Annotated in this window: 23 protein-coding genes; 10 read left to right on the top strand and 13 right to left on the bottom strand. The window is 68.0% G+C overall.

The genetic code is table 11. From position 1 onward, the window contains the following. Positions 1-69: 69 nt before the first annotated feature. Positions 70-1,452, bottom strand: a complete 1,383-nt coding sequence (locus H7V21_RS02125) for a M28 family peptidase (RefSeq protein WP_188054997.1) — start codon at positions 1,450-1,452, stop codon at positions 70-72. 130 nt (positions 1,453-1,582) lie between these two features. On the opposite strand from H7V21_RS02125, the gene ettA reads away from it, so the two are divergent. The 3 genes from ettA to H7V21_RS02110 all read left to right on the top strand — a co-directional run bounded on the left by ettA (position 1,583) and on the right by H7V21_RS02110 (position 5,037). Further along, positions 1,583-3,262 carry an energy-dependent translational throttle protein EttA gene (gene ettA, locus H7V21_RS02120; protein ID WP_188054996.1) on the top strand — a complete coding sequence of 560 codons (1,680 nt, stop codon included), beginning with the start codon at positions 1,583-1,585 and terminating at the stop codon, positions 3,260-3,262. Positions 3,263-3,375: 113 nt separating this feature from the next. Further along, positions 3,376-4,311 carry a hypothetical protein gene (locus H7V21_RS02115; RefSeq protein ID WP_188054995.1) on the top strand — a complete coding sequence of 312 codons (936 nt, stop codon included), beginning with the start codon at positions 3,376-3,378 and terminating at the stop codon, positions 4,309-4,311. A 12-nt stretch (positions 4,312-4,323) separates the two neighbouring features. Next, positions 4,324-5,037 (top strand): hypothetical protein, encoded by a 714-nt coding sequence (locus tag H7V21_RS02110; RefSeq protein ID WP_188054994.1) that lies wholly within the window; start codon positions 4,324-4,326, stop codon positions 5,035-5,037. A gap of 12 nt (positions 5,038-5,049) precedes the next feature. Here H7V21_RS02110 and H7V21_RS02105 read toward each other — a convergent pair whose 3' ends face one another. Further along, on the bottom strand, positions 5,050-6,531 hold the full coding sequence (locus H7V21_RS02105; RefSeq protein ID WP_188054993.1) for a M48 family metalloprotease: 1,482 nt from the start codon (positions 6,529-6,531) through the stop codon (positions 5,050-5,052). 158 nt (positions 6,532-6,689) lie between these two features. On the opposite strand from H7V21_RS02105, the gene H7V21_RS02100 reads away from it, so the two are divergent. Beyond that, positions 6,690-7,958 (top strand): EAL domain-containing protein, encoded by a 1,269-nt coding sequence (locus tag H7V21_RS02100; RefSeq protein ID WP_188054992.1) that lies wholly within the window; start codon positions 6,690-6,692, stop codon positions 7,956-7,958. On the opposite strand, the gene H7V21_RS02095 is transcribed toward H7V21_RS02100, so the two are convergent. The 8 genes from H7V21_RS02095 to H7V21_RS02060 all read right to left on the bottom strand — a co-directional run bounded on the left by H7V21_RS02095 (position 7,955) and on the right by H7V21_RS02060 (position 14,120). After that, positions 7,955-8,266, bottom strand: coding sequence for a gamma-glutamylcyclotransferase (locus H7V21_RS02095; protein ID WP_262504120.1), 312 nt, complete (start codon positions 8,264-8,266; stop codon positions 7,955-7,957). The two genes, H7V21_RS02100 and H7V21_RS02095, sit on opposite strands and share 4 nt — an antisense overlap. Before the next feature lie 76 nt (positions 8,267-8,342). Further along, entirely contained in the window at positions 8,343-9,845 is a 1,503-nt protein-coding gene (putP, locus tag H7V21_RS02090) for a sodium/proline symporter PutP (RefSeq protein WP_188054991.1), read from the bottom strand. Positions 9,846-9,904: 59 nt separating this feature from the next. After that, the gene (locus tag H7V21_RS02085; protein ID WP_188054990.1) at positions 9,905-10,180 is read right to left on the bottom strand and encodes an acylphosphatase; all 276 of its coding nucleotides are present in this window, start codon (positions 10,178-10,180) and stop codon (positions 9,905-9,907) included. After that, the gene (locus tag H7V21_RS02080; protein WP_188054989.1) at positions 10,177-10,893 is read right to left on the bottom strand and encodes an NYN domain-containing protein; all 717 of its coding nucleotides are present in this window, start codon (positions 10,891-10,893) and stop codon (positions 10,177-10,179) included. Before H7V21_RS02080 ends, H7V21_RS02085 begins: the two co-directional genes overlap by 4 nt. 31 nt (positions 10,894-10,924) lie before the next feature. Continuing rightward, complete coding sequence (locus H7V21_RS02075; RefSeq protein ID WP_188054988.1) at positions 10,925-11,158, bottom strand: hypothetical protein; 234 nt, start codon at positions 11,156-11,158, stop codon at positions 10,925-10,927. Between the two features lie 54 nt (positions 11,159-11,212). Further along, entirely contained in the window at positions 11,213-11,488 is a 276-nt protein-coding gene (locus tag H7V21_RS02070) for an acylphosphatase (protein WP_188054987.1), read from the bottom strand. 110 nt (positions 11,489-11,598) lie between these two features. Further along, positions 11,599-12,081 (bottom strand): transcription elongation factor GreB, encoded by a 483-nt coding sequence (gene greB / locus H7V21_RS02065; protein ID WP_188054986.1) that lies wholly within the window; start codon positions 12,079-12,081, stop codon positions 11,599-11,601. Between the two features lie 29 nt (positions 12,082-12,110). Next, positions 12,111-14,120 carry a lytic transglycosylase domain-containing protein gene (locus H7V21_RS02060; RefSeq protein ID WP_188054985.1) on the bottom strand — a complete coding sequence of 670 codons (2,010 nt, stop codon included), beginning with the start codon at positions 14,118-14,120 and terminating at the stop codon, positions 12,111-12,113. A gap of 71 nt (positions 14,121-14,191) precedes the next feature. Between H7V21_RS02060 and dapA the strand changes: the two genes are divergently transcribed. Beyond that, positions 14,192-15,073, top strand: coding sequence for a 4-hydroxy-tetrahydrodipicolinate synthase (gene dapA, locus H7V21_RS02055; RefSeq protein ID WP_188054984.1), 882 nt, complete (start codon positions 14,192-14,194; stop codon positions 15,071-15,073). 49 nt (positions 15,074-15,122) lie between these two features. Here the strand turns inward: dapA and H7V21_RS02050 are convergent, their stop codons facing one another. Together H7V21_RS02050 and H7V21_RS02045 are read right to left on the bottom strand one after the other, a co-directional pair. After that, the gene (locus tag H7V21_RS02050; RefSeq protein WP_188054983.1) at positions 15,123-15,362 is read right to left on the bottom strand and encodes a hypothetical protein; all 240 of its coding nucleotides are present in this window, start codon (positions 15,360-15,362) and stop codon (positions 15,123-15,125) included. 80 nt (positions 15,363-15,442) lie between these two features. Continuing rightward, a complete protein-coding gene (locus H7V21_RS02045) occupies positions 15,443-15,691 on the bottom strand; it encodes a hypothetical protein (protein ID WP_188054982.1) in 249 nt (82 codons plus the stop codon). A 188-nt stretch (positions 15,692-15,879) separates the two neighbouring features. Here H7V21_RS02045 and smpB point away from each other — a divergent pair, with 188 nt between their 5' ends. The 5 genes from smpB to H7V21_RS02020 all read left to right on the top strand — a co-directional run bounded on the left by smpB (position 15,880) and on the right by H7V21_RS02020 (position 22,001). Beyond that, positions 15,880-16,359: an SsrA-binding protein SmpB gene (gene smpB / locus H7V21_RS02040; protein ID WP_188054981.1), complete on the top strand. Its 480-nt coding sequence runs from the start codon at positions 15,880-15,882 to the stop codon at positions 16,357-16,359. Between the two features lie 46 nt (positions 16,360-16,405). Further along, a complete protein-coding gene (locus tag H7V21_RS02035) occupies positions 16,406-16,912 on the top strand; it encodes a DUF2062 domain-containing protein (protein WP_262503963.1) in 507 nt (168 codons plus the stop codon). Positions 16,913-16,961: 49 nt separating this feature from the next. Next, the gene (locus H7V21_RS02030; RefSeq protein WP_188054979.1) at positions 16,962-19,052 is read left to right on the top strand and encodes a M13 family metallopeptidase; all 2,091 of its coding nucleotides are present in this window, start codon (positions 16,962-16,964) and stop codon (positions 19,050-19,052) included. 59 nt (positions 19,053-19,111) lie between these two features. After that, entirely contained in the window at positions 19,112-21,502 is a 2,391-nt protein-coding gene (locus H7V21_RS02025; RefSeq protein ID WP_188054978.1) for a PAS domain-containing sensor histidine kinase, read from the top strand. Between the two features lie 145 nt (positions 21,503-21,647). Next, positions 21,648-22,001 (top strand): response regulator, encoded by a 354-nt coding sequence (locus tag H7V21_RS02020; protein ID WP_188054977.1) that lies wholly within the window; start codon positions 21,648-21,650, stop codon positions 21,999-22,001. Positions 22,002-22,011: 10 nt separating this feature from the next. Here the strand turns inward: H7V21_RS02020 and H7V21_RS02015 are convergent, their stop codons facing one another. Next, positions 22,012-22,449, bottom strand: coding sequence for an acyl carrier protein (locus H7V21_RS02015; protein WP_188054976.1), 438 nt, complete (start codon positions 22,447-22,449; stop codon positions 22,012-22,014). Between the last annotated feature and the right edge of the window lie 31 nt (positions 22,450-22,480).

The raw sequence follows: 22,480 nt of genomic DNA, 5'->3' as shown, positions 1-22,480 counted from the left end.
GCGCAGCGCAGCAGAAACGCGCGAATCGCCTCATTCGAAACGCTCGGGACGTTCCGCAAGCGAATCGGGTTACCGCATTTCTGCCATGTTCGGGGCGAGTTCCTCGGGGGCGTTCGCTGCCAGCGCGAGCACGGTCGTCCACGCCGCCACATTCTGCTGCAGCTGCTCGCGATCGATCTTGTCGAGCGTGTCGTCGGGGGTGTGGTGATAGTCGAAATAGCGCGTGCCGTCCTGCGCCAGATCGATCGCCGGAACGCCCGCGCGGACCAGCGGGCCGATGTCGGCGCCACCACCGGCGGGGGTTGCCGACCACGCGATGCCGAGCGGCGCCAGCGCCGCGGCCATCCGCTGTTCGAGCGGTTCCGCCGAGGCAGGAAGCCCGCTGCTCACTTGCCACACGCGATCCGCGCCGAAATCGGATTCGCCGGCCAGTACGTGATGCTCGTCCTTGTGCGCGTCGAAATAGGCGCGGCCGCCGAACACGCCGACTTCCTCGGCGCCCGCCCAGAGCAGCCGGATCGTGCGGCGCGGCGTGCCCGCCTCCATCACCCGCTTGGCGGCGGCGGTGACGATGCCGCATCCGGCGCCGTCGTCGAACGCGCCCGTGCCCAGATCCCAGCTGTCGAGGTGGCAGGCCGCGACGATGATGCCGGCGTCGGGATCGCTGCCGGGGACCTCGGCGATCACGTTGCCCGACTGACGCGGTCCGATCTGCTGCGGCGTCAGCACCAGCCGCACGCGCACCGGGCGCCCGCGCGCGAGGATGCGCTCGAGCTGCTCGGCGTCGGGCAGCGCCAGCGCGGCGGCCGGGATCGGCGCGACGCCTTCGGGAAAGCTCGTGCCGCCGGTGTGCGGGTTGCGATGATAGTCGGTGCCGATCGAGCGGATCAGGATCGCCGCCGCGCCCTTGCGCGCCGCGATTGCCGGACCGGCGCGGCGCGCCTGGCCGAACTGGCCGTAATGCGAGCCGTCCTGCGTCGCGCGCATCGCATGGCTGACGAATGCGATCTTGCCGGCGAGACTGTCGTCGGGCGCCGCCGCCAAATCGGCGAAGGTCGGGAAATAGACGACTTCGGCCTCCAGCCCCTCGGGGCCGGTCGCGCCCGAATTGCCGAGCGCGGTCAGGTGCAGCGGCTGGGGGAAGGGCGCGGTCACTTCGGCGCGTTCTTCGCCGCGCACCCACACCGGCATGTCGAACGGCTCGGAGCGGACATTGGAGAAGCCGAGCGCGCGCAGCCGGGCAACTGCCCAGTCGCGCGCCCGCGCCTCGGCTTCGGTGCCGGCGAGGCGCGGGCCGACTTCGGTGGTCAGTCCTTCGACGATGTCCCATGCGACGCTGTCGTCGAGCGCCGCGTCGCGCATCGCCGCGACGTCGGGCGCAGTCTGGGCAAGCGCGGGGAGGGGAAGGGCGAGCGCGGCGGCCGCGGCGAGCAGGGAGTAGCGAAGCGTCATGGCGCAAGTGCTAGCCCGGCGCGCACGGCTTGCCAATCGCCGCGATGCCCGCCGCGTTGCCATCGGCGGTGGCGATCGCTACATGCGCGGCAACTTCCCGCAACCCTGCCTACCAACGGAGACCGCTCCCGTGGCCGCCCAATACGCGTTCGTCATGAAGGACATGACCAAGACCTTCCCCGGCGCACCCAAGCCGGTGCTGTCGAACATCAACCTGCAATTCTATCAGGGTGCCAAGATCGGCATCGTCGGCCCCAACGGCGCCGGCAAGTCGACCCTGATGAAGATCATGGCCGGGATCGACACCGATTTCTCCGGCGAGGCGTGGCCGGGCGAGAACATCACCGTCGGCTATCTGCCGCAGGAGCCGCAGCTCGATCCGAACAAGACGGTGCTCGAGAACGTCAAGGATGGCGCGCGCGACGTGGCCGACATGGTCGATCGCTTCAACGCCATCTCGGCCGAGATGGGCGACCCCCAGGACGACACCGATTTCGACGCGCTCATGGAGGAGATGGGCGAGCTTCAGGCCAAGATCGACGCGGTCGACGGCTGGACGCTCGACAACCAGCTCGAGATCGCGATGGAAGCGCTGCGCTGTCCGCCCAGCGACTGGTCGGTCGAGAATCTGTCGGGCGGTGAGAAGCGCCGCATCGCGCTCACGCGCCTCTTGATCCAGAAGCCGTCGATCCTGCTGCTCGACGAGCCGACCAACCACCTGGACGCCGAAAGCGTCCAGTGGCTCGAAAACCACCTCAAGGAATATGCCGGCGCGGTGCTGATGATCACCCACGACCGCTATTTCCTCGACAACGTCGTCGAGTGGATCCTCGAGCTCGATCGCGGGAAATACTTCCCCTACGAAGGCAATTACTCGACCTATCTGGAAAAGAAGGCCAAGCGGCTCGAGCAGGAGGATCGCGAGGAATCCGGGCGCCAGAAGGCGATCAAGGACGAGCTCGAATGGATCCGGCAGGGCGCCAAGGGTCGCCAGACCAAGTCCAAGGCGCGTATCGCCAAGTTCGACCAGCTGGTCGAGGCGCAGAAGGATCGCGCGCCCGGCAAGGCGCAGATCGTCATTCAGGTGCCCGAGCGTCTCGGCGGCAAGGTGATCGAGGTCGAGAACGTCACTAAGGCGTTCGGCGACAAGCTGCTGTTCGAGAATCTGTCCTTCTCGCTTCCCGCCGGCGGCATCGTCGGCGTGATCGGCCCGAACGGCGCCGGCAAGTCGACTCTGTTCAAGATCCTCACCGGTCAGGAACAGCCCGATTCGGGCACGGTCGAATTCGGAAGCACGGTGCACCTGGGCTATGTCGACCAGAGCCGCGACGACCTCGATCCCAAGCACAATGTCTGGGAAGAGATTTCCGACGGGCTCGACTATGTGAAGGTCAACGGCCACGACATGTCGACCCGCGCCTATGTCGGCGCGTTCAACTTCAAGGGCCAGGACCAGCAGAAGAGCGTCGGCAAGCTCTCGGGCGGCGAACGCAATCGCGTCCATATGGCCAAGATGCTCAAGCGCGGCGGCAACGTGCTGCTGCTCGACGAGCCGACCAACGACCTCGACGTCGAGACGCTCGGCGCGCTCGAGGAAGCGATCGAGAATTTCGCGGGCTGCGCCGTGGTCATCAGCCACGATCGCTTCTTCCTCGATCGTCTCGCGACTCACATCCTCGCCTTCGAAGGCAACAGCCATGTCGAATGGTTCGAAGGCAATTTCGAAGCTTATGAGGAAGACAAGCGCCGCCGCCTCGGCGATGCCGCCGATCGTCCGACCGCGCTGGCGTACAAGAAGCTGACGCGCTGACGGGACACCGGCCGCGACGGGGTCCGCTCGCACGAAGCGAGCGCACCTCTCGCGGCGGGGCCGCCGATCGCGCGGGGCTGGTAGGGGTTGTGTTAGTCGGCTAACACGGCTCCATGATTCGGTTCCTCGTCGCGGCCATGCTCGCGTTTCTTCCGATTTCCGTTGCCGCGCAGCCGGCGGGCGAGGAGCAGCCCTTCACCTCGCACGTCGCGGAATTCGATCGCTTCGCGGTGGAGACCGCCACGACGGAGCGTGCCGAGCGAGTCGCGCTGTTTCGCGCCCGCTTCGCCGATGTCTTCCCCGGCTTCTACGCGCTGCGCGGCCGCGATGAAGCGCGGCACGAAGCGCGGATCGCGCAGGCGCTGGAAGCCTATCCGCGGCTGCGCGAGCGCATCCTCGCCGTCGACGCTGCGTTCGCGGAGAGCTTCGCGACCGGCCTGCCGCGCATGCAGGCCGTCTTTCCCGATTTCGGCGTTACCATGCCGGTGCATCTCGTCCAGTCGATGGGGGAGATGGATGGCGGCACGCGCACTATCGACGGCACGACCTACCTGATCTTCGGCGCCGACATGATCGCGCAGCTCCACGATGCCGACACGGTCGGCCCGCTGCTCGATCACGAGCTCTTCCACATGTACCACAAGCGCTTCTTCTCCTGCGAGCCGCTGTGGTGCTCGGCGTGGCGCGAAGGGCTTGCCACCTATGTCGCCGAGCGGATGAATCCCGGCGCCACCGATCGCCAGCTGCTCTTGCACTTGCCGGTTTCGCTTCGCGAAGCAGTCGATCCGCGGTTCGACGAGGCGATGTGCCTGCTCGCCGCGAAGCGGAATTCCGAGGAAGACGCCGATTATGCGCCGTTCTTCTATTTCAGCACCGATGGCGCGACCGGCTTCCCCGGCCGCTTCGGCTATTATCTCGGCTATCGGATCGCACGGCAGGTGGGCGAGGGCATGTCGCTCGAGGCGCTCGCGAAGCTGACGCCCGAACAGGTGCGTCCCCGCTTCGACCGGGCGATCACCGAACTCGCCGACTGTTCCGGGACCGAGTGAGAGGAGAGCTTCATGCCGTTGCTGAGCACGATCCTGCTGTTGCTGGGGCCGCAGGCCACCAGCCTGCCCGGCATCGACGGCACGCGGCTGGCGCCGGGCAGCGCCTGTTATGCGGTGCTCCGCGGCGATCGGGAACTCGGAGCCACGCTCCAGACGGTGGAAGCGACCGAAGTCGATGGCGTGCCCGCCTGGGACATCGTCGTCCATCAGCGGCTGGCGGGCGGCGCGTTTGATCTGCGCGACCATTTCGTCCTGCGGCGAACCGACCTTGCGCCGATCCGCTTCGACAGCCGCGACGCGGCGAAGGCGGCGCGGACCGGCCATCCGCACACGGTGTCGCTCGCCTATGCGGCGGATCAGGTCCATGGCAGCCGCACCGCCGAGGGCACGACCACGCCGATCGACGTCGCGCTCCCGGGGCCGGTGCTGGAGGGCAATCTCTGGGGCCTCACTTTCGGCGCGCTTCCGCTTGCGGAGGGTGCGGCGTTCCGGCTTCCCTTCTACCAATATGACAAGGGCCTCGGCAGCTTCTCGATCGCGGTCACCGGGTCCGAGACAGTGGAGACGCCGCGCGGCCCTCTGGAAGCCTGGACACTCGCCGTCGATCCCGGCTCCGGGGCGGAGACGACCTATCTGATCGCCAAGGCCGATGGTGCCGAGCTCGGCGCGCGTTCGCCCGGCGGGTTCTCCACTCGGCTCGGTGGGAACTGCGCCGGACTTGGCTGAGCGCGCTTCGTCTCAATAGGTCACGATCTTCACGCGATCGCCTGCGCGCAGCGTCGAGTCCCGAGAGAGGCTGTTGAGCACCAGGAAGCGCTCGAGCTGGTTGCTCTCATAGTCCATCCGCGCCGCGAGCGACGCGATGGTGTCGCCCGCGCGGACCGGCACGACCCGCAGATATTTCGGTCGGATCTGCGCCGCTTCGGACTGGCTCAGCGTGCGGAACGACTGGACGAGCGAGCTCGCCGCGCCCAGCCCCTGGCCGGCAGGGGTGAGCACCGTGAAATGATAGGCGCGGTTACCTGCCGAATAGGCGAAGACCGTGACGTCGACCTGGCTCTGGCCCGTGTTCGCCCGCACCTGCGCATAGGCGGCGGGCAGCCCGTTGACGCGCGTGGTCTGCACGTTCGCGGCAGGGAGATTCGTGTTCGCCCCGCCCAGCGACTGGAGCACCGATCGCACATAGCCCTGCAGATCGCCCGAGAAGGACGCGGTCGAGAATTGCGCCTGGGTGTTCGGGCCGGTGATCGTCACTGCGCGGGTGCCGTTCGTCATGCTGAAGCCCTGCGGCACCGTGAAGGCGATCTGCAGCTCGGGATGGCGGAAGGTCCGGCCTTCGATGATCCCCTGGCGCGGATTGTCGCCATAGAGCATGCCGTCGATCGCCGAGAGATAGGCGTCGCGGTTGCGCGGAAGCTCGGTGCCTCCGGCCTGCTGTGCCTGCGCCAGCGCCTCGCGGACGCGGCTCGCCGGATCGGGATGGGTGCTCGCCCATTCGGGCAGGATACGCGCGTCGCCCGCCAGCTGCTGCTCGAGGTTGTTCTGTTCGGCGAGGCTCGCGAGCATGCTCGCCAGCGCCTCGGTGTCATATCTCGCGTCGAGCAGATAGGCGATGCCCAGATCGTCCGCCTGTTCTTCCTGGCTGCGCGAATAGCCGAGCGTCGCCAGCTGAGTGCCGGTGCCGATCCCCTGGCCGAGCAGCTGGCCGAGCCCGGAATCGCCGGCGACGGCGCCGACGAGCAGCTGGCCCAGCGCGCCGAGCAGGCTGTTGCGGCTCGCGGCTTCCTGCCGCCGCTGGCTGTGCCGCGCGGCGACATGACCGACCTCATGGCCCAGCACTGCCGCCAGCTCGGCCTCGTTGTCGATCAGCGCGAGCAAGCCGCGCGTGATGTAGATGTAGCCGCCGGGCGTCGCGAAGGCGTTCGCCACCGGGCTGTCGAGCACGGTGACGGTGAAGTCCTGCGGCGTTGCGGAAAGGCCCGACTGGGTGGCGACCCGGCGCGCCACCTGCTCGACATAGGCCGAGGGCGCGCCGGTCCAGGCGCCGCCGAATTCCTCGATCAGCTGGGCGCTCGATTGCTGCCCCTGCTGGCGCTCGGCACTGCTGATCGGCGCAGCCTGACCGGGTACGACGGCCGGGGCCGAGGTGAGGCCGGTGGTGCACGACGCCAGCGCGAGCGGCGCGGCGCAGACGGAAAGCAGCAGGCGTTTGGCAAGCATCTCATTCCTCCCCAAGCGGTTTCGTTGAAGAAAGTCCTCGCGGCCGCGCAAGGTTCCCATCCGATCGTGATGTTCGTTCCGTACCGGCAACGACCCGTCAGCGGCTTGTTTACCGGTCGAGGGGTAGGAGAGGTGCCCAACCCTCCGAAAGTGTCTCGATGGCTGAACTCTCCTCGCTTTCGGCTGCTGCCGGCTTTCGCGACATCCTCTTCTCCCCCGAAGCCGACGACATTGTCCGACGCGCGCTCCAGGCGGTGCGCCTCCACCTCGGTCTGCAGGTCGCCTATGTCTCCGAATTCGTCGGCGATCTTTCGGTGTTCCGCGCGGTCGATGCGCCGGGGCTCGAGCATCTGATCAAGCCGGGCGACGCGCGCTCGCTCGACGAAGTCTATTGCCGCCACATCCTCGCTGGCCGGCTGCCCGAGCTGATCCCGGACACTGCCGCCGAACCGCTCGCGATGGCAATGCCGATTACTGCCGCCGTGCCGATCGGCGCGCATGTGAGCGTGCCGCTGCGGCTTCCGGACGGCGCGCTTTACGGCATGTTCTGCTGCCTCGGCCCGCAGGCCGATCCCAGTCTCAACGCGCGCGATCTCGGGATGATGCGCGCATTCGCCGAACTCGCAGCGTTCCAGATCGACCGCGACCGCCGCGCCGCGCAGGACCGCGACACTCGTGCGAGCCGCGTCCGCGACGTGCTCGACGGCGAAGCGATCGACATCGTCTATCAGCCGATCCAGAGCATGCGGCACGGGCGCACGATCGGCCTGGAGGCCCTGTCGCGCTTCCCCGGCACGCCTGCCCGCACGCCGGACCTGTGGTTTGCGGAAGCCGCTGCGGTAGGCCTCGGGCCCGAACTCGAGCGGATGGCGATCCGCCGTGCGCTCGCCGCGCTCCCGCTGATTCCTCAGGACGTCTATGTCGCCGTGAATGCGTCTCCCGCGACGGTGCTGAGCGGGATCGAGGCGGCGATCGAAGGCCATGCTCCGGAACGGATCGTGCTCGAGATCACCGAACATGACTGCGTCGACGATTTCGTCGCACTGACCGATGCCGTCGCCCCGCTGCGCGCGCGGGGCGTCCGCCTTGCGGTGGACGATGCCGGCGCGGGCCACAGCGGACTGCAGCAGATCCTGCAGCTCCGGCCCGACCTCATCAAGCTCGACCGCTTCCTCATCCACGGCATCCAGCACGATCCCGGCAAGCGCGCGCTTGCCGCCGCGCTGCGTCTCTTCGCGCAGGAGACGGGCAGTCGCCTGGTCGCGGAGGGCGTGGAGACCGAAGGTGAGCTGGCGATGCTGCGCGCGCTCGGGGTGGACGCGGTGCAGGGCTATGCGGTCGCCCGGCCGGCGCCGCTCGCCGATGTGCTCGCCGCCTTGGAAGGGGCAGGCTGCACAGCGCGGCGAGAGGCTAGTCCGGCGGCCTAGCCCGGCGGACGCCAGCGCCCGCCCCGGATCGGCAGCGCGTCGCTCGGTTCGACGCGATAGGCATAGGCCCAGACCGACAGCCCCGAGCGCGTCGTGACGCGCCGCCGCACATATTCGGAACGCTCGGGCGCGTCGGGGCAATAGTCCTCGACTGCATCGACTTCCGCGCGCAGTGCCGGCTCGCGCGCCTGGAAGACTTCGCCACGGATCCAGCCCGGCCGATCGAGCCGCGCGGCGGGATAGGCACCCAGATCGAACAGCCGACCGCGAATCCAGTCGATGCGGACGAAGCGCGCGCGCCGGCCCAGCTCCAGCGTGCGCCAATAGCATCCGCCGCGCTGCAGCGTCCCATAGAAGAAGAAACGCTCTGCGGGCAGGGCGGGGCTATTCGGCGGAGAGCGGCGCGCGCCGCGGCTCGGGCGCCTTCCCGGCGAGGCTCACCAGCACGATCGCCGCGGTCGCCGCCAGGAAGCCCGGGATGATCTCGTAAATCCCTTCGCCGCCCAGGAAGCTGCTGTTCCAGCCGAGCGCGATCCACAGGATCACCACCGCCGCGCCGGTGACGAGCCCGGCCACCGCACCTGCGCCGGTCATCCGTTTCCACATCAGCGCAAACAGGATCAGCGGGCCGAAGGCGGCACCGAACCCTGCCCAGGCGTTGGAGACGAGTCCCAGCACTTCGCTTTCGGGATCGAGCGCGATCACGCCCGCCACCACCGCGACGAGCAGCACGCAGACGCGCCCCACGTTCACCATCTCCTTCTCGCTCGCCTGCTTGCGCAGGAACAGCCGATAGAAGTCCTCGGTCAGCGAGCTGGAAGCGACCAGCAGCTGCGACGAGATCGTGCTCATGATCGCGGCGAGCAGCGCGGCGAGCAGGAACCCTGTGATCAGCGGGTGGAACAGCATGTCGGCAAGGACGATGAAGATCGTCTCGGAATTCTCGACCGGAATGCCGTTGCGCTCGGCGAAGGCGCGGCCGGCGATGCCCACGCCGATCGAACCGAGCAGCGCGATCCCCATCCAGCTCATGCCGATGTTGCGCGCGGTCGGCACGTCCTTCAGCGAGCGGATCGCCATGAAGCGCACGATGATGTGCGGCTGGCCGAAATAGCCGAGCCCCCAGGTCACGGCCGAGAGGAAGCCGAGGAAGGTCAGCCCGGCGGTGATGTGAAGGAAGTCGGGATCGATCGCCGTCAGTGCGTTCGTCATCGGGCCGATCCCGCCTTCGCCCAGCGTTGCGACGATCGGCATCAGCACCAGCGCCACCACCATGATGCAGCCCTGGACGAAATCGGTCAGGCTCACTGCCAGGAACCCGCCCACCATCGTATAGGCCAGCACCACGCCCGCGGTGATCCAGATGCCGAAGCTGTAGTCGGACGCGCCGAGGCTGGCGGGAACGTCGCCGAACAGCCCGGCGAAGCTCGTCTGGAACAGCAGCCCGCCGCCGACGAGGCCAGCGGCGGTATAGACCGAGAAGAACACGACGATGATCAGCGCCGAAATGACGCGCAGCGGGATGGCCTGCGTCGGAAAGCGGCGCGACAGGAATTCGGGGATGGTCAGGCTGTCGTCCAGCTCCTCTGTCTGCTGGCGCAGCCGCGGCGCGACGAGGATCCAGTTGGCGAAGGCGCCGATGAACAGTCCGATGCCGATCCACGCCTCGACGAGGCCGGTGGCATAAAGCGCGCCGGGCAGGCCCAGCAGCAGCCAGCCGGACATGTCCGACGCGCCTGCCGACAGCGCGGCGACCGAAGGGGGAAGCTGGCGTCCGCCGAGCAGATATCCTTCGCTGTCGTCGGTCGATTTGGCCCAGGCATAGACGCCGATGGCCAGCATCGCGATGAAGTAGATGGCGAGGCTTACGATCGTTCCTGTCTGCATGGCGGCGTTGCCTAGCGCGCTGCAGCAGAAAAGGCCACCCGTGCGACCCTATCGATGAGTCACAGGGTGGGACGGACGAAGAATTCCCCGGCTTCGGGTGCCTGCGCATCCTCGCTGCGCACGCTGCGGACCTGCGCGGCGGGCGGGCCCTGCACAAGCGATTGTGCCAGCCGGTCGAGCGCGTCTTGGTTGCCGTGCGCGACGATTTCGACGCTTCCGTCGGAGCGGTTTCGAACCCAGCCGGTCAGCTCCAGCGCCCGCGCCCGGTGCGCCGTCCAGTCGCGATAGCCGACGCCCTGTACCCGGCCGGTGACCAGATAGCGCCGCGCGATCACCGCAGCCGCTTCACATAGACGCCGCCGCTGCGATGCTCGGTCTGGAAATTGGGGATCTTCTCGATCAGGTCCGAAAGCCGGCTGTAGCCATAGTTGCGCACGTCGAAGCTCGATCGGTTGCCCGCGCGCTGGCCGACGTCGGAAAGGCTCGCATAGCCGCGTTCGTCGCGCTTCGCGCTGTTATAGGCATCGACCAGCAGCTTGAGCAGCGTCTCGTCCACGGCCCCGTCCGCCGAAACCGGAGCAGGCGAGTCGGCCTCGCGCGCACTCGGCTTCATCAGCGCCGCGACGTCGATGAATCGCGTGCACGCCTGGCGGAATCCCTCCGGAGTCCGAGGCGTTCCGAAGCCATAGACCGGCAATCCTTCCTGCCGGATCCGCATCGCCAGCGGCATGAAGTCGCTGTCCGACGAGAGGATGCCGAACCCGGTCACTCGCCCGTGGAACAGCAGGTCCATCGCGTCGACCGTCATCTTCATGTCGGTCGCGTTCTTGCCTTTGGTGATGTCGAACTGCTGATAGGGCTCGATGCCGTGGCGCAGCGTCATGTCGGCCCAGCCCTTGAGCGATTGCTTGCGCCAGTTGCCATAGACTCGGCGGATGTTGACGGTGCCTAGCTCGGCCAGCACCGTCAGCACCGGGTCGATCGATTGCGGTGAGGCGTTGTCGGCATCGATCAGCAGCGCGACATTGCCTTCGGGGGGCTTGTTCATCGGGCGGGCGTAGCGTTCGGCTGCGCTGTTGTCACATGTCGCCCCGGCGGTCCTTCGGATAGCGCGCGTCGTTCTCGATATCGTCGGCCTTGGTCACGCGGGTATGCGTCTCGGGCTTGTCGACGCGTGCCAGCTCGTCGCGGGTGCCCACGTCACGCTGCAGATTGCCGCCTTCGCGGCCGGTCTTGTCGGGGGCGCCGCCGGCATTGTCGATGATGTCGCTGTCGTCATTGTCGCGGGCGGTCTGGGTGCGCGGGTTTTCCATGGCATATCTCCTTTTCACCGGAGACAATGGCCGAGACCGTGCCCGCGTTCCGCCTCAGCCGGTAAGCCTTTTGGTAAACCCCTTGGCGCTCACCGGCGGCACCGTTTCGATCTGCACGTCGCTCACCCGTGCGCGCGGCGGTCCCGTGCGGCAATCGTCGGCGAAGGCGTCGATCGCGTTGTCGTCGCCCTGCGCCAGGATTTCCACGCGCCCGTCGTTCACATAGCGGACCCAGCCAGTGAGATTCCACTCGCGCGCGATGCGCACCGCCCAGTCGCGAAAGCCCACATTCTGCACCGCACCACTTACCACCAACTTCCGGGAACCCATTGATCTCTACTCCGAACCGGCGCGCGAAACCGCGCGCGGAGCACCCTGTAGGCGGGGCGGGAGCGCAAGTGAAACCCGTTCCGGCGTGCATTCGCCACGCATCGGCGCGGTCAGGCGCCGGGATAGGCGATCGCGACGATCTCATATTCGCGGTCGCCCGCCGGCAACCGCACGATCCGCAGGTCGCCCACCGCCGCGCCGCGCAGCGCACGCGCGATCGGCGCATTCCAGCCGATCCGTCCCGCCGCGGCATCGGCTTCGTCGTCGCCCACCAGCGTCAGCGTCCGCTGCGCGTCGTCCTCGTCGGCGATCGTCACGGTGGCGCCGAAATAGACGCGGTCGCGATCGGGCTGCCGCGCCGGATCGACCACCTTGGCGGCCTTCATCTTGCGCGAAAGACGATTGAGCGTCCGGTCGATCTCGCGCAGCCGCTTGCGGCCGTAGAGATAATCGCCGTTCTCCGAACGATCGCCGTTGCCTGCCGCCCAGGCGATCGTCTCGACCAGCTTGGGCCGCTCGACCGCAAACAGCGCGTCATATTCGGCCTTCAGCGCCGAATAGCCCGCGGGCGTTATATAATTGGGGCGGTCCATGGTCTCTGTCGTCCCGGGCGCGGGGTTGGTCAGCCCGGATTGTTCTTTCCGAGGTACCAGCTCAGATTGTTCGGTCCGCGCGAACGCGCCCGCTCGGGGTTCATGAGGTCGTACACGACTGCATTCTCCAGCACCCGCTGAACATAGTTCTTGGTCTCGAAGATCGGGATGTTCTCGATCCATTCGAGCGTGTCGACGGAGGGAAGGCGCGGATCGCCGTTGGCGCGGATCCAGCGGTTCACATTGCCGGGGCCCGCGTTGTACGCCGCCACCGCCAGCGGATAGCTGCCGGCATAATAGTCGAGCATGCGCTGGAAATAGCTCGACCCTAGCTGGATATTGTAATCGGTGTCGCTGGTCAGCGATTCCCGATTATAGCCCAGGCCCAGCTGGCCGGCGACTTCGCGCGCGGTGCCCGGCATCAGCTGCATCAGCCCGCGCGCGCCGGCGTGGCTCACTGCGGCGCGGTCGAACTGGCTTTCCTGGCGCGCAATGGCGTGGATGATCGTCCAGTAATCTTGCTGCGAAGCGGGCACGCGCACCGAAGGATATCCGGCGGCGGTGAAATCCGAATAGCCGCTCTGCAGCGCCGAGCGCCCCACCATCACGCCCAGATCCGGCCGGTTGATCGCGCGCGACAGTTCGGCGGCAAGCGCATGATCGGAGTCGCTCTCGGCGGCGCTGGCGATCTGCCGGACGAACAGGCTCTGTTCCTCCCAGGCGCCCATCGTCCCCAGCATCTGCGCGGCGCGGACGATCTCGCGGTTGAAGAAGGCCTCGCGCTCGGCATCGGCGACCGTGCTGGTGTCGAGCGGGGCAGGGGCGCGCAGCGCGCCGCCCGTCCGCTCGAGCGCGAGCTGGCCGTAATAGAGATCGGGAAAACCCGCCGCGCGCTGGTAGAAAGCGGCGGCGGCGGCCTCGTCGCCCGCGGCTTCCGCCGCGCGGCCGGCCCAATAGAGGCCCTTCGACTGAGTCTGCGGAGTCCGCGATCCGCCGGCGTAGCGCGCGAACATGCCCACCGCGTCCTGCGGGCGACCGAGCTCGCGCATCGCCGTGGTGCCTGCGAGCCACACCAGGCTCGTGTAATCGTCGCGCTCGCCATAGGGGCGGTCGCTCACATCGGTGCCCGCCGGATAGGCGTCGTCGACCTGGCTCGCGATCCGATAGGCGAGCTGGTGCTGCCCGTCGTTCGATGCCGCGCGCGCCGCCGCCAGCAGCACTTCATACCATTCCTCGACATCGCCGGGCAGCGCGCTCAGCTGGCGCGGCTGGGCGAGGATCTGGCGCATCGTCGCGCTCTGGCCGTTGTTGCGCAGCCAGCTCGCCCGGTCGGCGATGAAGCCGGGATCGGCCCGCCCCCGGTCGTCGACCGCGCCCGAAAGCTCGTCGACATTCGCCGCGTCGGTGCGGAAGGCGAGCCGCGCGGCGAAAAGCGGCCGCTTGTCGGGGGATACCATGCCGATCAGCCGTTCGGCCGCACTCGTGGAATCGTTCCACAACAGCATGTCCATCCGCGCGTCATGATCGGCGGGGCGCAGCGCGCTCGAGAAGCGTCCGATCAGCGCAGCCTCGTCCTCGGGGCGCAGACGGCTCGTCCGCCATGCAGTGCGCGCCTGCTCGGCGGCGGCCTCCATCTCGCCGCGCGCCGCGAGAGCCTCGGCATAGCGCAGATGCCCGGCGCCGGTCAGCGGCGGGAAACGCTCGAAGAAGCGGATCGCGAGCGATGGTGCGTCCTCGCCCGAGTCCAGGATCGTCTCGGCCGCCGCACGGCGGCTCGTCTCGCCCGGCCAGCCCGGGTGAAGCAGCAGGAAATTCGCGTAATCGGCGAACGGATAGCTGTCCGACTGTTGCAGCCGTTTCCATTCGACCAGCGCCTCGGCGAGCTGATCGGTCTGGATATAGCCGGGCGCCTGGCGCGGCGCGGCGCTTTCCAGCCGCTCGGCATACCATTGGATCTGCTCGCGAGTCAGCTCGGAGGTCGCTGCGAGGCCCGAGACACTCGCCAGCAGAAGCGTGTTCTTGAGAAGCGAAGCCAGCATGCTGGACAACATAAGGAATCGGGCCCTATCTGCCAGTCCTGATTTTCCCGTCCTGGAGCTTTTCGGAGCGCATGTTTTCCGGTTCGATTCCCGCGCTTGCCACGCCGTTCCGCAATGGTTTCTTCGCCGAATCCGAGTTTCGCGCGCTGATCGACTGGCAGATCGCGGAGGGCTCCTCGGCGCTGGTCCCGTGCGGCACCACGGGCGAAGCGGCCACCATGACGATCGAGGAGCACGATCATGTCGTGCGGGTCTGCGTCGAGCAGGCGGCGGGGCGGGTGCCGGTGATCGCCGGCTGCGGATCCAACGACACCACCGTCGCGCTGCACCACATCCATCGCGCGAAGGAAGCCGGGGCCGCCGCGGCGCTGCTCGTCCCGCCCTATTACAATCGCCCGAACCAGGAAGGCGTGTTCCGCCATTTCGAAGTATTGGCGCGCGACGGCGGCCTGCCGATCCTGCTCTACAACGTCCCCGCGCGAACGGTCACCGACATCGCCGTCGAGACGATGGCGCGGATCAGAAAGGCGTTTCCGGAAGTGATCGTCGGCGTGAAGGACGCCACCGGCGTGATCGGCCGGATCTCGGCGCAGCGTGAGGCGTGCGGGCCGGATTTCTGCCAGCTTTCGGGCAATGACGAAACCGCGCTCGCAGTCATGGCGATGGGTGGCAGCGGCTGCATCTCGGTGACTGCCAATGTCGCGCCAAGGCTCTGTGCCGAGTTCCAGGCGGCGTGCGCGTCCGGCGATTATGCGCAGGCGCTCGCCTATCAGGACAAGCTCTTCCCGCTGCACTGCGCGCTGTTCAGCGACGCGTCGCCGGGGCCGGTCAAATATGCGCTGTCGGTGGTTCGGCCGGATTTTCCCGCCGAACTGCGGCTGCCGATGACCGAGCCCTCGGCCGCGAGCAAAAAGGCCGTCGACGCGGCACTCGCACACGCCAAGCTCGCCTGACACTGGGGTCAGGCGAGCGATGCGGCTTCAGCGTCCCCTGACGCAGGCGTCAGGGGCTGTCGGGTTCGTCCTCGTCGTCGGTCGCGACCACACCCGCGACAACGGCAGCGACGCCGATCGCGATGGCAAGGCCGATGCCTACGCCTTCGCCGCCGATCTGATCGTTGCCGACGCTATCGGTGCTGGCGCGGCTCAGCGACAGCGACGCCGCCGGGTCGGCGCTCGCCGCGAGCGCGGGCGTGACGGAAAGGCTGAGCGCCGCGGTTGCGGCAAGAAATTTCGAGATCATGAACGATACCTCGTTGAAGGGAGTGGTGCGGGTGATCCGCCGCGACGGCGTCACCGCCGTCGCGTGCGCGATCGCTCGGCTCAGGGGCTGTCGGGTTCGTCGTCCGAGTCGGCGACGACGATCACCGCGCCCGCGATGATCCCGACGACACCGAGGATCACGCCGATGCCCGGGCTCGCCATCTGGTCCGAAGCGCCTTCGGATGTCGTTGCCGCGCGTGTCGGCGCGAGCGACAGCGCCGAGGCCGGATCCGCCGCAAGCGCAGGCTGCGCCGCGGCGGAAATAGCGAGCAGCGAGCCGAGCACGCCGGTTGCAATCTTGGAGCGCATGAATTCTTCTCCCACCTACCAAAATGCTGCAACGCACCCTGCTGCGGTCCGTTCCGTCACGGCGCGGCGCGAATGCACATAATCCCGCATTTCGCCGCAAGATGCGCCAGGGCGAGGCGGCGCTGCGCCGGAGCGTGCGGCGAGGCGCCCTTTCCATCGGCGGTGCCGGTGTCTACATGCGCCTCCCCATGGCTCGTCCCCGTCCCCCCGCAGAAAAGGTCAAGACCGTCGCCGAAAACCGGCGCGCGCGGTTCGATTATGCCATCGAAACCGTCTATGAAGCAGGGATCGTGCTGAGCGGCACCGAAGTGAAATCGCTGCGTTTCGGCGAGGGTTCGATCGCCGAGAGCTATGCCGAGGTGCGGGGCGAGGAAGTCTGGCTGGTCAATTCGAACATTCCCGAATTCAGCCACGGAAATCGCTTCAATCACGAGCCGAAGCGCCCGCGTAAATTGCTCCTTCATGAAAGGGAGATCAACAAGCTCCATGGCGCCGTCGCCCGCGAGGGGATGACGCTCGTGCCGCTCAGCATCTATTTCAATGGACGCGGGCGCGCGAAAGTGGAACTGGCGCTCGCCAAGGGCAAGAAGACGCATGACAAGCGGGAGGCGATCAAGGAGCGGGACTGGAAGCGCGAGCAGGGACGACTGCTCCGCGATCGCGGCTGATTCCCCGCCCGCGCCGAACCGCTTCGGCAGCTGGGTCGCGCGCCAGATGCCGACTCGCGAGACGATCGAATCGCATCGCTGGTCGCGGCCTTTCGCCCGCCGCATCATGGCGCCGTCGCTCTGGCGCTTCACCCGCCGCTCGGTGCCGCGCGGCGTTGCACTCGGCATCGCCACCGGCATTCTGATCCCGATGGGGCAGATCCCGGCCGCCGCGGTGCTCGCGCTGCCGCTCCGCGCGAACATTCCTGCGGCCGCCGCCACCACCTTCGTCACCAATCCGGTCACCACGCCGCCGCTCTGGGTCGGCGCCTATTGGCTCGGCAGCTGGATGCTCGACCTGAAGGGCGCGCTGCCCGGAATCTCGGCGCCCGAGCAGAGCTGGACCGACTGGATTGTCGCCGAGGCCGGCCCCGCGACTCTCGCGGGCCTGCTCACCATCACGCTGGCGCTAGGCCTCCTCGGCTATCTCGCCAGCGCGATCGGCTGGCGGCTGTGGGTCGCCCGCAAATGGCGGCGCCGCGGCGCCCGGCGATCGCTGCTGCCGTTTGACTGAGCGTAGGAGCTACGTAATACAGCGGCACATGCCTTTCCAAGGAGTTCCCATGCGCCGCCTGCTGCTCGCCACCACCTTGTTCGCCACGCCCGCGCTGCTCGCGGGCTGCACCCGCGCCGAACGGCCCGCCCCCGCGGCGGTCGCCCAGCAGACGCAGACCGTCGGCGAAGCCGCCGTCGGCCCCGTCACGCCCGCTCCGGCGCCCGCGCCGCAGATCGGCAGCTTCGGCTTCGACGTCGCCGGCATGGACCGCAGCGTCGCGCCGGGCGAGGATTTCTACGCCTATGCCAACGGCACCTGGGCGCGCACCACCGAAATCCCGTCCGACAAGTCGAACTTCGGCATGTTCAGCGTGCTCGCCGATCTGTCGCAGGAGCGCACCCATTCGATCCTCGAAGAAGCCAAGGCCGAAGGGTCGAAGATCGGCACCGCCTATGCCGCCTATCTTGACCGTCAGGCGATCGACGCGCGCGGGCTCGAACCGATCCGCCCCTGGCTGGACCGGATCGCCGCCGTGACCGACACCGGCGCCTATGCCGCGCTCGCCGCCGAGGCGGATCGCGCCGGCATCCCGATCCCCTTCGCCACCTATGTCGGTCAGGACGACAAGAATCCCGAAGTCTATGCGCTCAGCCTCGCCCAGGCGGGGCTCGGCATGCCCGACCGCGACTATTATCTTTCCGACGAGGCGCGGCTCACCGAAACCCGCAACGCCTATCGCGAGCATCTCGCGCGCGTGCTGACGCTGGCGGGCGAGCCGAATGCCGCGGCACGCGCGCAGGCGGTCCTCGATTTCGAAACCGCGATCGCGCGGGCGCACTGGACCCGCGTCGACAGCCGCGATGCCGACAAGACCTACAACAAGATGACGGTCGCCGATCTCACGACGCGCGCGCCCGGTTTCGATTTCGTGCGCTATTTCGAAGGCATCGGCGCGCCGGTCGATTCGGTGATCGTCGCTCAGCCGAGCGCGGTCGAGGGGATCGCGCGGCTGATCGCCGACACGCCGGTCCAGGTGCTGCGCGACCAGCTGATGGTCCGCTCGCTCGACAGTTTCGCCGACGTGCTGCCGACTGCCTTCGACGACGCGCAGTTCGCCTTTTACGGCACCACCCTTTCGGGCACGCCCGAGCAGCAGGCCCGCTGGAAGCGCGCGGTCGATTTCACTTCGGCGGCGCTCGCCGACGAAGTGAGCCAGGAATATGTCGCGCGCTATTTCCCGCCCGAGACCAAGGCGGCGGCGGACGAGCTCGTCCAGAACGTCATCGCGGCGATGGGCGATCGCATCCGCGGGCTCGACTGGATGTCGGCCGAGACGAAGGAGCGCGCGCTTGCCAAGCTCGCCGCCTTCACGCCCAAGATCGGCTACCCCGATCGCTGGCGCGACTATTCGAACCTCGAGATCCGCCCCGGCGATGCCTTCGGCAACAATTGGCGCGCGAACCAGTGGGCGCACAATTACAACGTCGGCAAGCTCGGCCAGCCGATCTATCGCTGGGAATGGGGCATGACCCCGATGACGGTGAACGCCTATGCCAATTTCGGCATGGTCGAAATCGTCTTCCCCGCCGCGATCCTTCAGCCGCCGTTCTTCGATCCGAATGCCGATCCGGCGCTCAACTATGGCGGCATCGGCGCGGTGATCGGGCACGAGATCAGCCATCATTTTGACGATCAGGGCTCGAAATACGATGCCACCGGCCAGCTCGAGCAGTGGTGGACGCCTGAGGATCTCGCCGCGTTCGAAGCGCGCACCGCGGCGCTCAGCGCGCAGTATGACGCCTATGAGCCGCTGCCCGGCATGCGGGTGCAGGGCGATCTGACGCTGGGCGAGAACGTCGCCGACCTCGCCGGCCTCACCGTCGCGCACAAGGCCTATCGCGATTCGCTCGTCGGACAGGAGCCGCCGGTGCTCGACGGCTTCACCGGCGATCAGCGTTTCTATCTCGGCTGGGCACAGGTGTGGCGGCGCAACTATCGCGAGGCAAACCTGCGCCAGCGGCTGCTCACCGATCCGCATTCGCCGTCGCAGCAGCGCACCTGGGTCGTCCGCAATCTCGATCCCTGGTACAGCGCGTTCGATCCCCAGCCGAGCCAGCAGCTCTATCTCGAGCCGGCCGAGCGCGTGAACATCTGGTGATCCCCGGCCCGAGCCGCGCGCCCGCTTGACCGGCGCGCGGCTCCGGCACAGGACGGGGCATGGCCACGCTTCCCGCCGGTTCCAAGCCCGTTCGCAATCGCACCCTGCTGCCGCTCGCCGCTGCGCTCGTCGCGGGGATCGCGGCGGCCGGGCTGATCCTCACGACGATCGGCGATCGTGCGCTCGCGGTCGGCTTCGTCGCCGCCGGACTGTTGATCGCCGGCGGGCTCTATACGTTCCGGCGGCTGTTCGCGTCCGATGCCGCAGCCGAGCCCGTCGTCGACTGGGCCGTCGCCCACGCGCTCGCGGCGGCGAGCGACGATGCGCTCGCCGTCACCGATCGCGCCGGCCGGCTGGTCTGCGCCAACGCCCGCTACGAATCGCTGTTCGGCGGCTTTCCCACACCGCCCAGCCTGCCCGTCGGCGATGCCGCGCTTTCGGCGCTCGGCGCCGCGGGTCGCGCCGCCTGGCGCGACGGCAGCGGCCGCACCGACGCGCTCGACGTCTCCGGCGCGCGCGTCACCGCCAGTGTCGAGCGCGTGAATGACGAGATGCTCGTCTGGCGCTTCGCCGGCGTTCAGGCGGTCGATCTCGCCCAGACCGTCCAGACCCTCATTGCCGGCCACACCGGCGATCGTCTCGCCTCGGCCGGAGTGATGACTGCGCTCGTTTCGCCCGAGGGGCGGGTGCGCGCCGCGAACCGCGTGCTGCGCCTGCGCGCGATGGGGCATGAGGAAGCCGCGATCGAGGGGCGCGATTTCACGCGCTTCCTCATCACCGACAGCAGCGGGCAGGTCCGTTTCGAGCGCGAGGGGACGACCGGTACGCCGCTGCGCGTGCTTCAGATTCCGTTCCTCGACGGCGAGGACGCCCCGATGCTGGTGGCGCTGCTCGACGAAGAGACGAGCGCAGTGAACTCGCCCGCGATCGGCGGCAGCGCCAGCGCGCATGTCCGCTCGCTCATCTCGCTGCTTCCGCTCGGCATGGCGCTGGTCGATCGCGACGGCCGCTTCGTCCATATGAACGACGCCTTCGTGCGGGCGACGCGCGTCAATGCCGCTGCCCCGCCGCTCTATCCGGGCGATCTGGTCGTGCGCGAGGACAAGGCCGCGCTCGCCGATGCGGTCCGCCGCTTCGCCGGCGGTGCCGCGCATGCGACCGACATGGCGATCCGCCTCGCCGATGCGCCCGAGGAGCCGGTCGCCGTCTCGATCGCCGCCGCGCGCGGGCTCGGCGAGGCGGCGGTCCTCATCAGCCTCAAGGATTCGGGGGAGGAGGGCAAGCTCAAGCGCCAGGTCGCGCAGGCGACGAAGATGCAGGCGGTGGGCCAGCTCGCCGGCGGCGTCGCGCATGATTTCAACAACATCCTCACCGCGATCATCGGCCATTGCGATCTGATGCTGATGCGCCATTCGCCCGGCGACAGCGACTATGACGACATTCAGCAGATCCGCGCCAATTCGAATCGCGCCGCCAGCCTGACGCGCCAGCTGCTCGCCTTTTCGCGCCAGCAGACGCTGCGGCCGCAGGTGCTCCAGCTGCCCGACGTGATCTCCGAAGTCTCGAACCTGCTCAAGCGGCTGCTCGGCGAGACCGTCCGGCTCGAGGTCAAGCACGGCCGCAATCTCGGTCCGGTCCGCGCCGATCCGGGGCAGCTCGAACAGGTCGTCGTCAACCTAGCCGTCAACGCGCGCGACGCGATGCTCGCCAAGAATCCCAGCGGTGGCGGCATGCTCACGATCGAGACGATGACGGTCACCGCCGCCGACGTGCGCCAGATGGAGGAGGATGTCCTTCCGCTCGCCGATTATACCGCGCTGCGCATTTCGGACACGGGGACGGGTATTCCGCCCGAGGTGCTGCCCAAGATCTTCGAGCCCTTCTTCACGACCAAGGAAGTGGGCAAGGGTACCGGCCTCGGCCTCTCGACCGTCTATGGCATCATCAAGCAGTCGGGAGGTTTCATCTTCGCCGAAAGCGAGCCGGGGCAGGGGACCGCCTTCACCATCTATCTCCCCGTCCACGCCGCCGCGGAGGCGAGCAAGGCACCCGCCGCGCCGAAGGAGAAGCCCGCCGATCTCTGGGGCAGCGGCACGGTGCTGGTGGTCGAGGACGAGGATATGGTCCGCGCGGTGGCCGAGCGTGCGCTCACGCGCCAGGGCTATACCGTGCTGACGGCGGAGAACGGCGAAGTCGCGCTCGAACTGCTCGATCGGTGCGACAAGCCCGATCTGCTGGTGTCGGACGTGGTGATGCCGTCGATGGACGGGCCGACGATGGCGCGCCGCGTGCGGGCGCGCTATCCGGATATCCCGATTCTCTTCATGTCGGGCTATGCCGAGGAACAGCTGCGCAAGTCGATCGATCTCGACAATATCGCCTTCCTCCCCAAGCCCTTTTCCGTCCAGCAGCTCGCCGAGGCCGCGCGCGACGTTCTTGCAACGAAATGAAGTCTTTGGCATGGGCTGGACTGCCGTAGCGTGTGCGGCGAGTGGGGGAGTATGTGTCGAATGCGCCTTTGTGGGTCCGGGCACCGAAGTGCTGCGCGCGGAATGAGGGCGAGCCGTTCGACGGCCGCGGGCGTGGCGAAGCTCCATGGCTGAGCCGCAGCGCGTCCTGATCGTCGAGGACGAACCGCTCATTTCGATGATGCTCGAGGATTTTCTCGATCTGCTCGGCCGCCGCGTCGCGGGCACGGCCGACAGCTGCGAGACTGCGATTCCCCGGATCGAGACCGGCGATATCGATGCCGCGATTCTCGACGTGAATCTGCGCGGCGGCGAAAAGAGCTGGCCGGTCGCCGATGCCCTGGCCGCGGCGGGGATCCCGTTCGTCCTCGCCACCGGCGGATCGGACGACACGATTGTCGAGGTCTACAAGGATCGCCCGGTGCTCTCCAAGCCCTTCACGCTCGAAGGCGTCGAGGCCGCGCTCGATTCACTGGGCTGAGGCGCTCGCCTCACCAGCGGCCGCGCCGGGCGGCCGCCACCACTTCGTCGACGCGGATCGGCGCCTGGCCGCGCCGCGGTGCGAGCCGGGCGATCAGCCACACCGCGCCGATCGCCAGTCCGATCGCGAGCACGCGGGTGCCGTCGCGTGTCAGGTAGAGCGTTTCGCCGAGCCAGTCGCCCGCGAGTGCGCCGCCGACCGCTGCCGGCAGGAACGCCAGCCATGCGACGAGCGGCAGCCGCTCCGGCCCGAAATGCCGGTCCCAACGCTTCCATAGCGCCGTCAGCTCGACCTGGTGGCGCGCCGCGACCGCAGTGAAGAATCCCACCGCCGCGTCGCCGTGCAGCCCCAGATCCTGCAGCAGCCGCGAATCGCCGCGGATCCGGTCGCGCGCCACCCCGCTGCGTTCGGCCAGAAGGTCGCGTATGTCCTGTTCAATGATGCTCACCGGGCGCTTCTAGCCGCCAGGGGCGGGGAAG

The organism is Sphingosinithalassobacter sp. CS137 (genome assembly GCF_014334115.1).
Lineage (GTDB): Bacteria > Pseudomonadota > Alphaproteobacteria > Sphingomonadales > Sphingomonadaceae > Sphingomonas.
This window is presented reverse-complemented; position numbering and strand designations above follow the sequence as displayed.

Excerpts from the sequence above, each read along its gene's own strand:
- H7V21_RS02125 (WP_188054997.1), bottom strand. The coding sequence starts at position 1,452 with ATGACGCTTCGCTACTCCCTGCTCGCCGCGGCCGCCGCGCTCGCCCTT.
- H7V21_RS02115 (WP_188054995.1), top strand. The coding sequence starts at position 3,376 with ATGATTCGGTTCCTCGTCGCGGCCATGCTCGCGTTTCTTCCGATTTCC.
- H7V21_RS02110 (WP_188054994.1), top strand. The coding sequence starts at position 4,324 with ATGCCGTTGCTGAGCACGATCCTGCTGTTGCTGGGGCCGCAGGCCACC.
- H7V21_RS02105 (WP_188054993.1), bottom strand. The coding sequence starts at position 6,531 with ATGCTTGCCAAACGCCTGCTGCTTTCCGTCTGCGCCGCGCCGCTCGCG.
- H7V21_RS02100 (WP_188054992.1), top strand. The coding sequence starts at position 6,690 with ATGGCTGAACTCTCCTCGCTTTCGGCTGCTGCCGGCTTTCGCGACATC.
- putP (WP_188054991.1), bottom strand. The coding sequence starts at position 9,845 with ATGCAGACAGGAACGATCGTAAGCCTCGCCATCTACTTCATCGCGATG.
- H7V21_RS02080 (WP_188054989.1), bottom strand. The coding sequence starts at position 10,893 with ATGAACAAGCCCCCCGAAGGCAATGTCGCGCTGCTGATCGATGCCGAC.
- H7V21_RS02075 (WP_188054988.1), bottom strand. The coding sequence starts at position 11,158 with ATGGAAAACCCGCGCACCCAGACCGCCCGCGACAATGACGACAGCGAC.
- H7V21_RS02070 (WP_188054987.1), bottom strand. The coding sequence starts at position 11,488 with ATGGGTTCCCGGAAGTTGGTGGTAAGTGGTGCGGTGCAGAATGTGGGC.
- greB (WP_188054986.1), bottom strand. The coding sequence starts at position 12,081 with ATGGACCGCCCCAATTATATAACGCCCGCGGGCTATTCGGCGCTGAAG.
- H7V21_RS02060 (WP_188054985.1), bottom strand. The coding sequence starts at position 14,120 with ATGCTGGCTTCGCTTCTCAAGAACACGCTTCTGCTGGCGAGTGTCTCG.
- dapA (WP_188054984.1), top strand. The coding sequence starts at position 14,192 with ATGTTTTCCGGTTCGATTCCCGCGCTTGCCACGCCGTTCCGCAATGGT.
- H7V21_RS02050 (WP_188054983.1), bottom strand. The coding sequence starts at position 15,362 with ATGATCTCGAAATTTCTTGCCGCAACCGCGGCGCTCAGCCTTTCCGTC.
- H7V21_RS02045 (WP_188054982.1), bottom strand. The coding sequence starts at position 15,691 with ATGCGCTCCAAGATTGCAACCGGCGTGCTCGGCTCGCTGCTCGCTATT.
- smpB (WP_188054981.1), top strand. The coding sequence starts at position 15,880 with ATGGCTCGTCCCCGTCCCCCCGCAGAAAAGGTCAAGACCGTCGCCGAA.
- H7V21_RS02035 (WP_262503963.1), top strand. The coding sequence starts at position 16,406 with ATGCCGACTCGCGAGACGATCGAATCGCATCGCTGGTCGCGGCCTTTC.
- H7V21_RS02030 (WP_188054979.1), top strand. The coding sequence starts at position 16,962 with ATGCGCCGCCTGCTGCTCGCCACCACCTTGTTCGCCACGCCCGCGCTG.
- H7V21_RS02025 (WP_188054978.1), top strand. The coding sequence starts at position 19,112 with ATGGCCACGCTTCCCGCCGGTTCCAAGCCCGTTCGCAATCGCACCCTG.
- H7V21_RS02020 (WP_188054977.1), top strand. The coding sequence starts at position 21,648 with ATGGCTGAGCCGCAGCGCGTCCTGATCGTCGAGGACGAACCGCTCATT.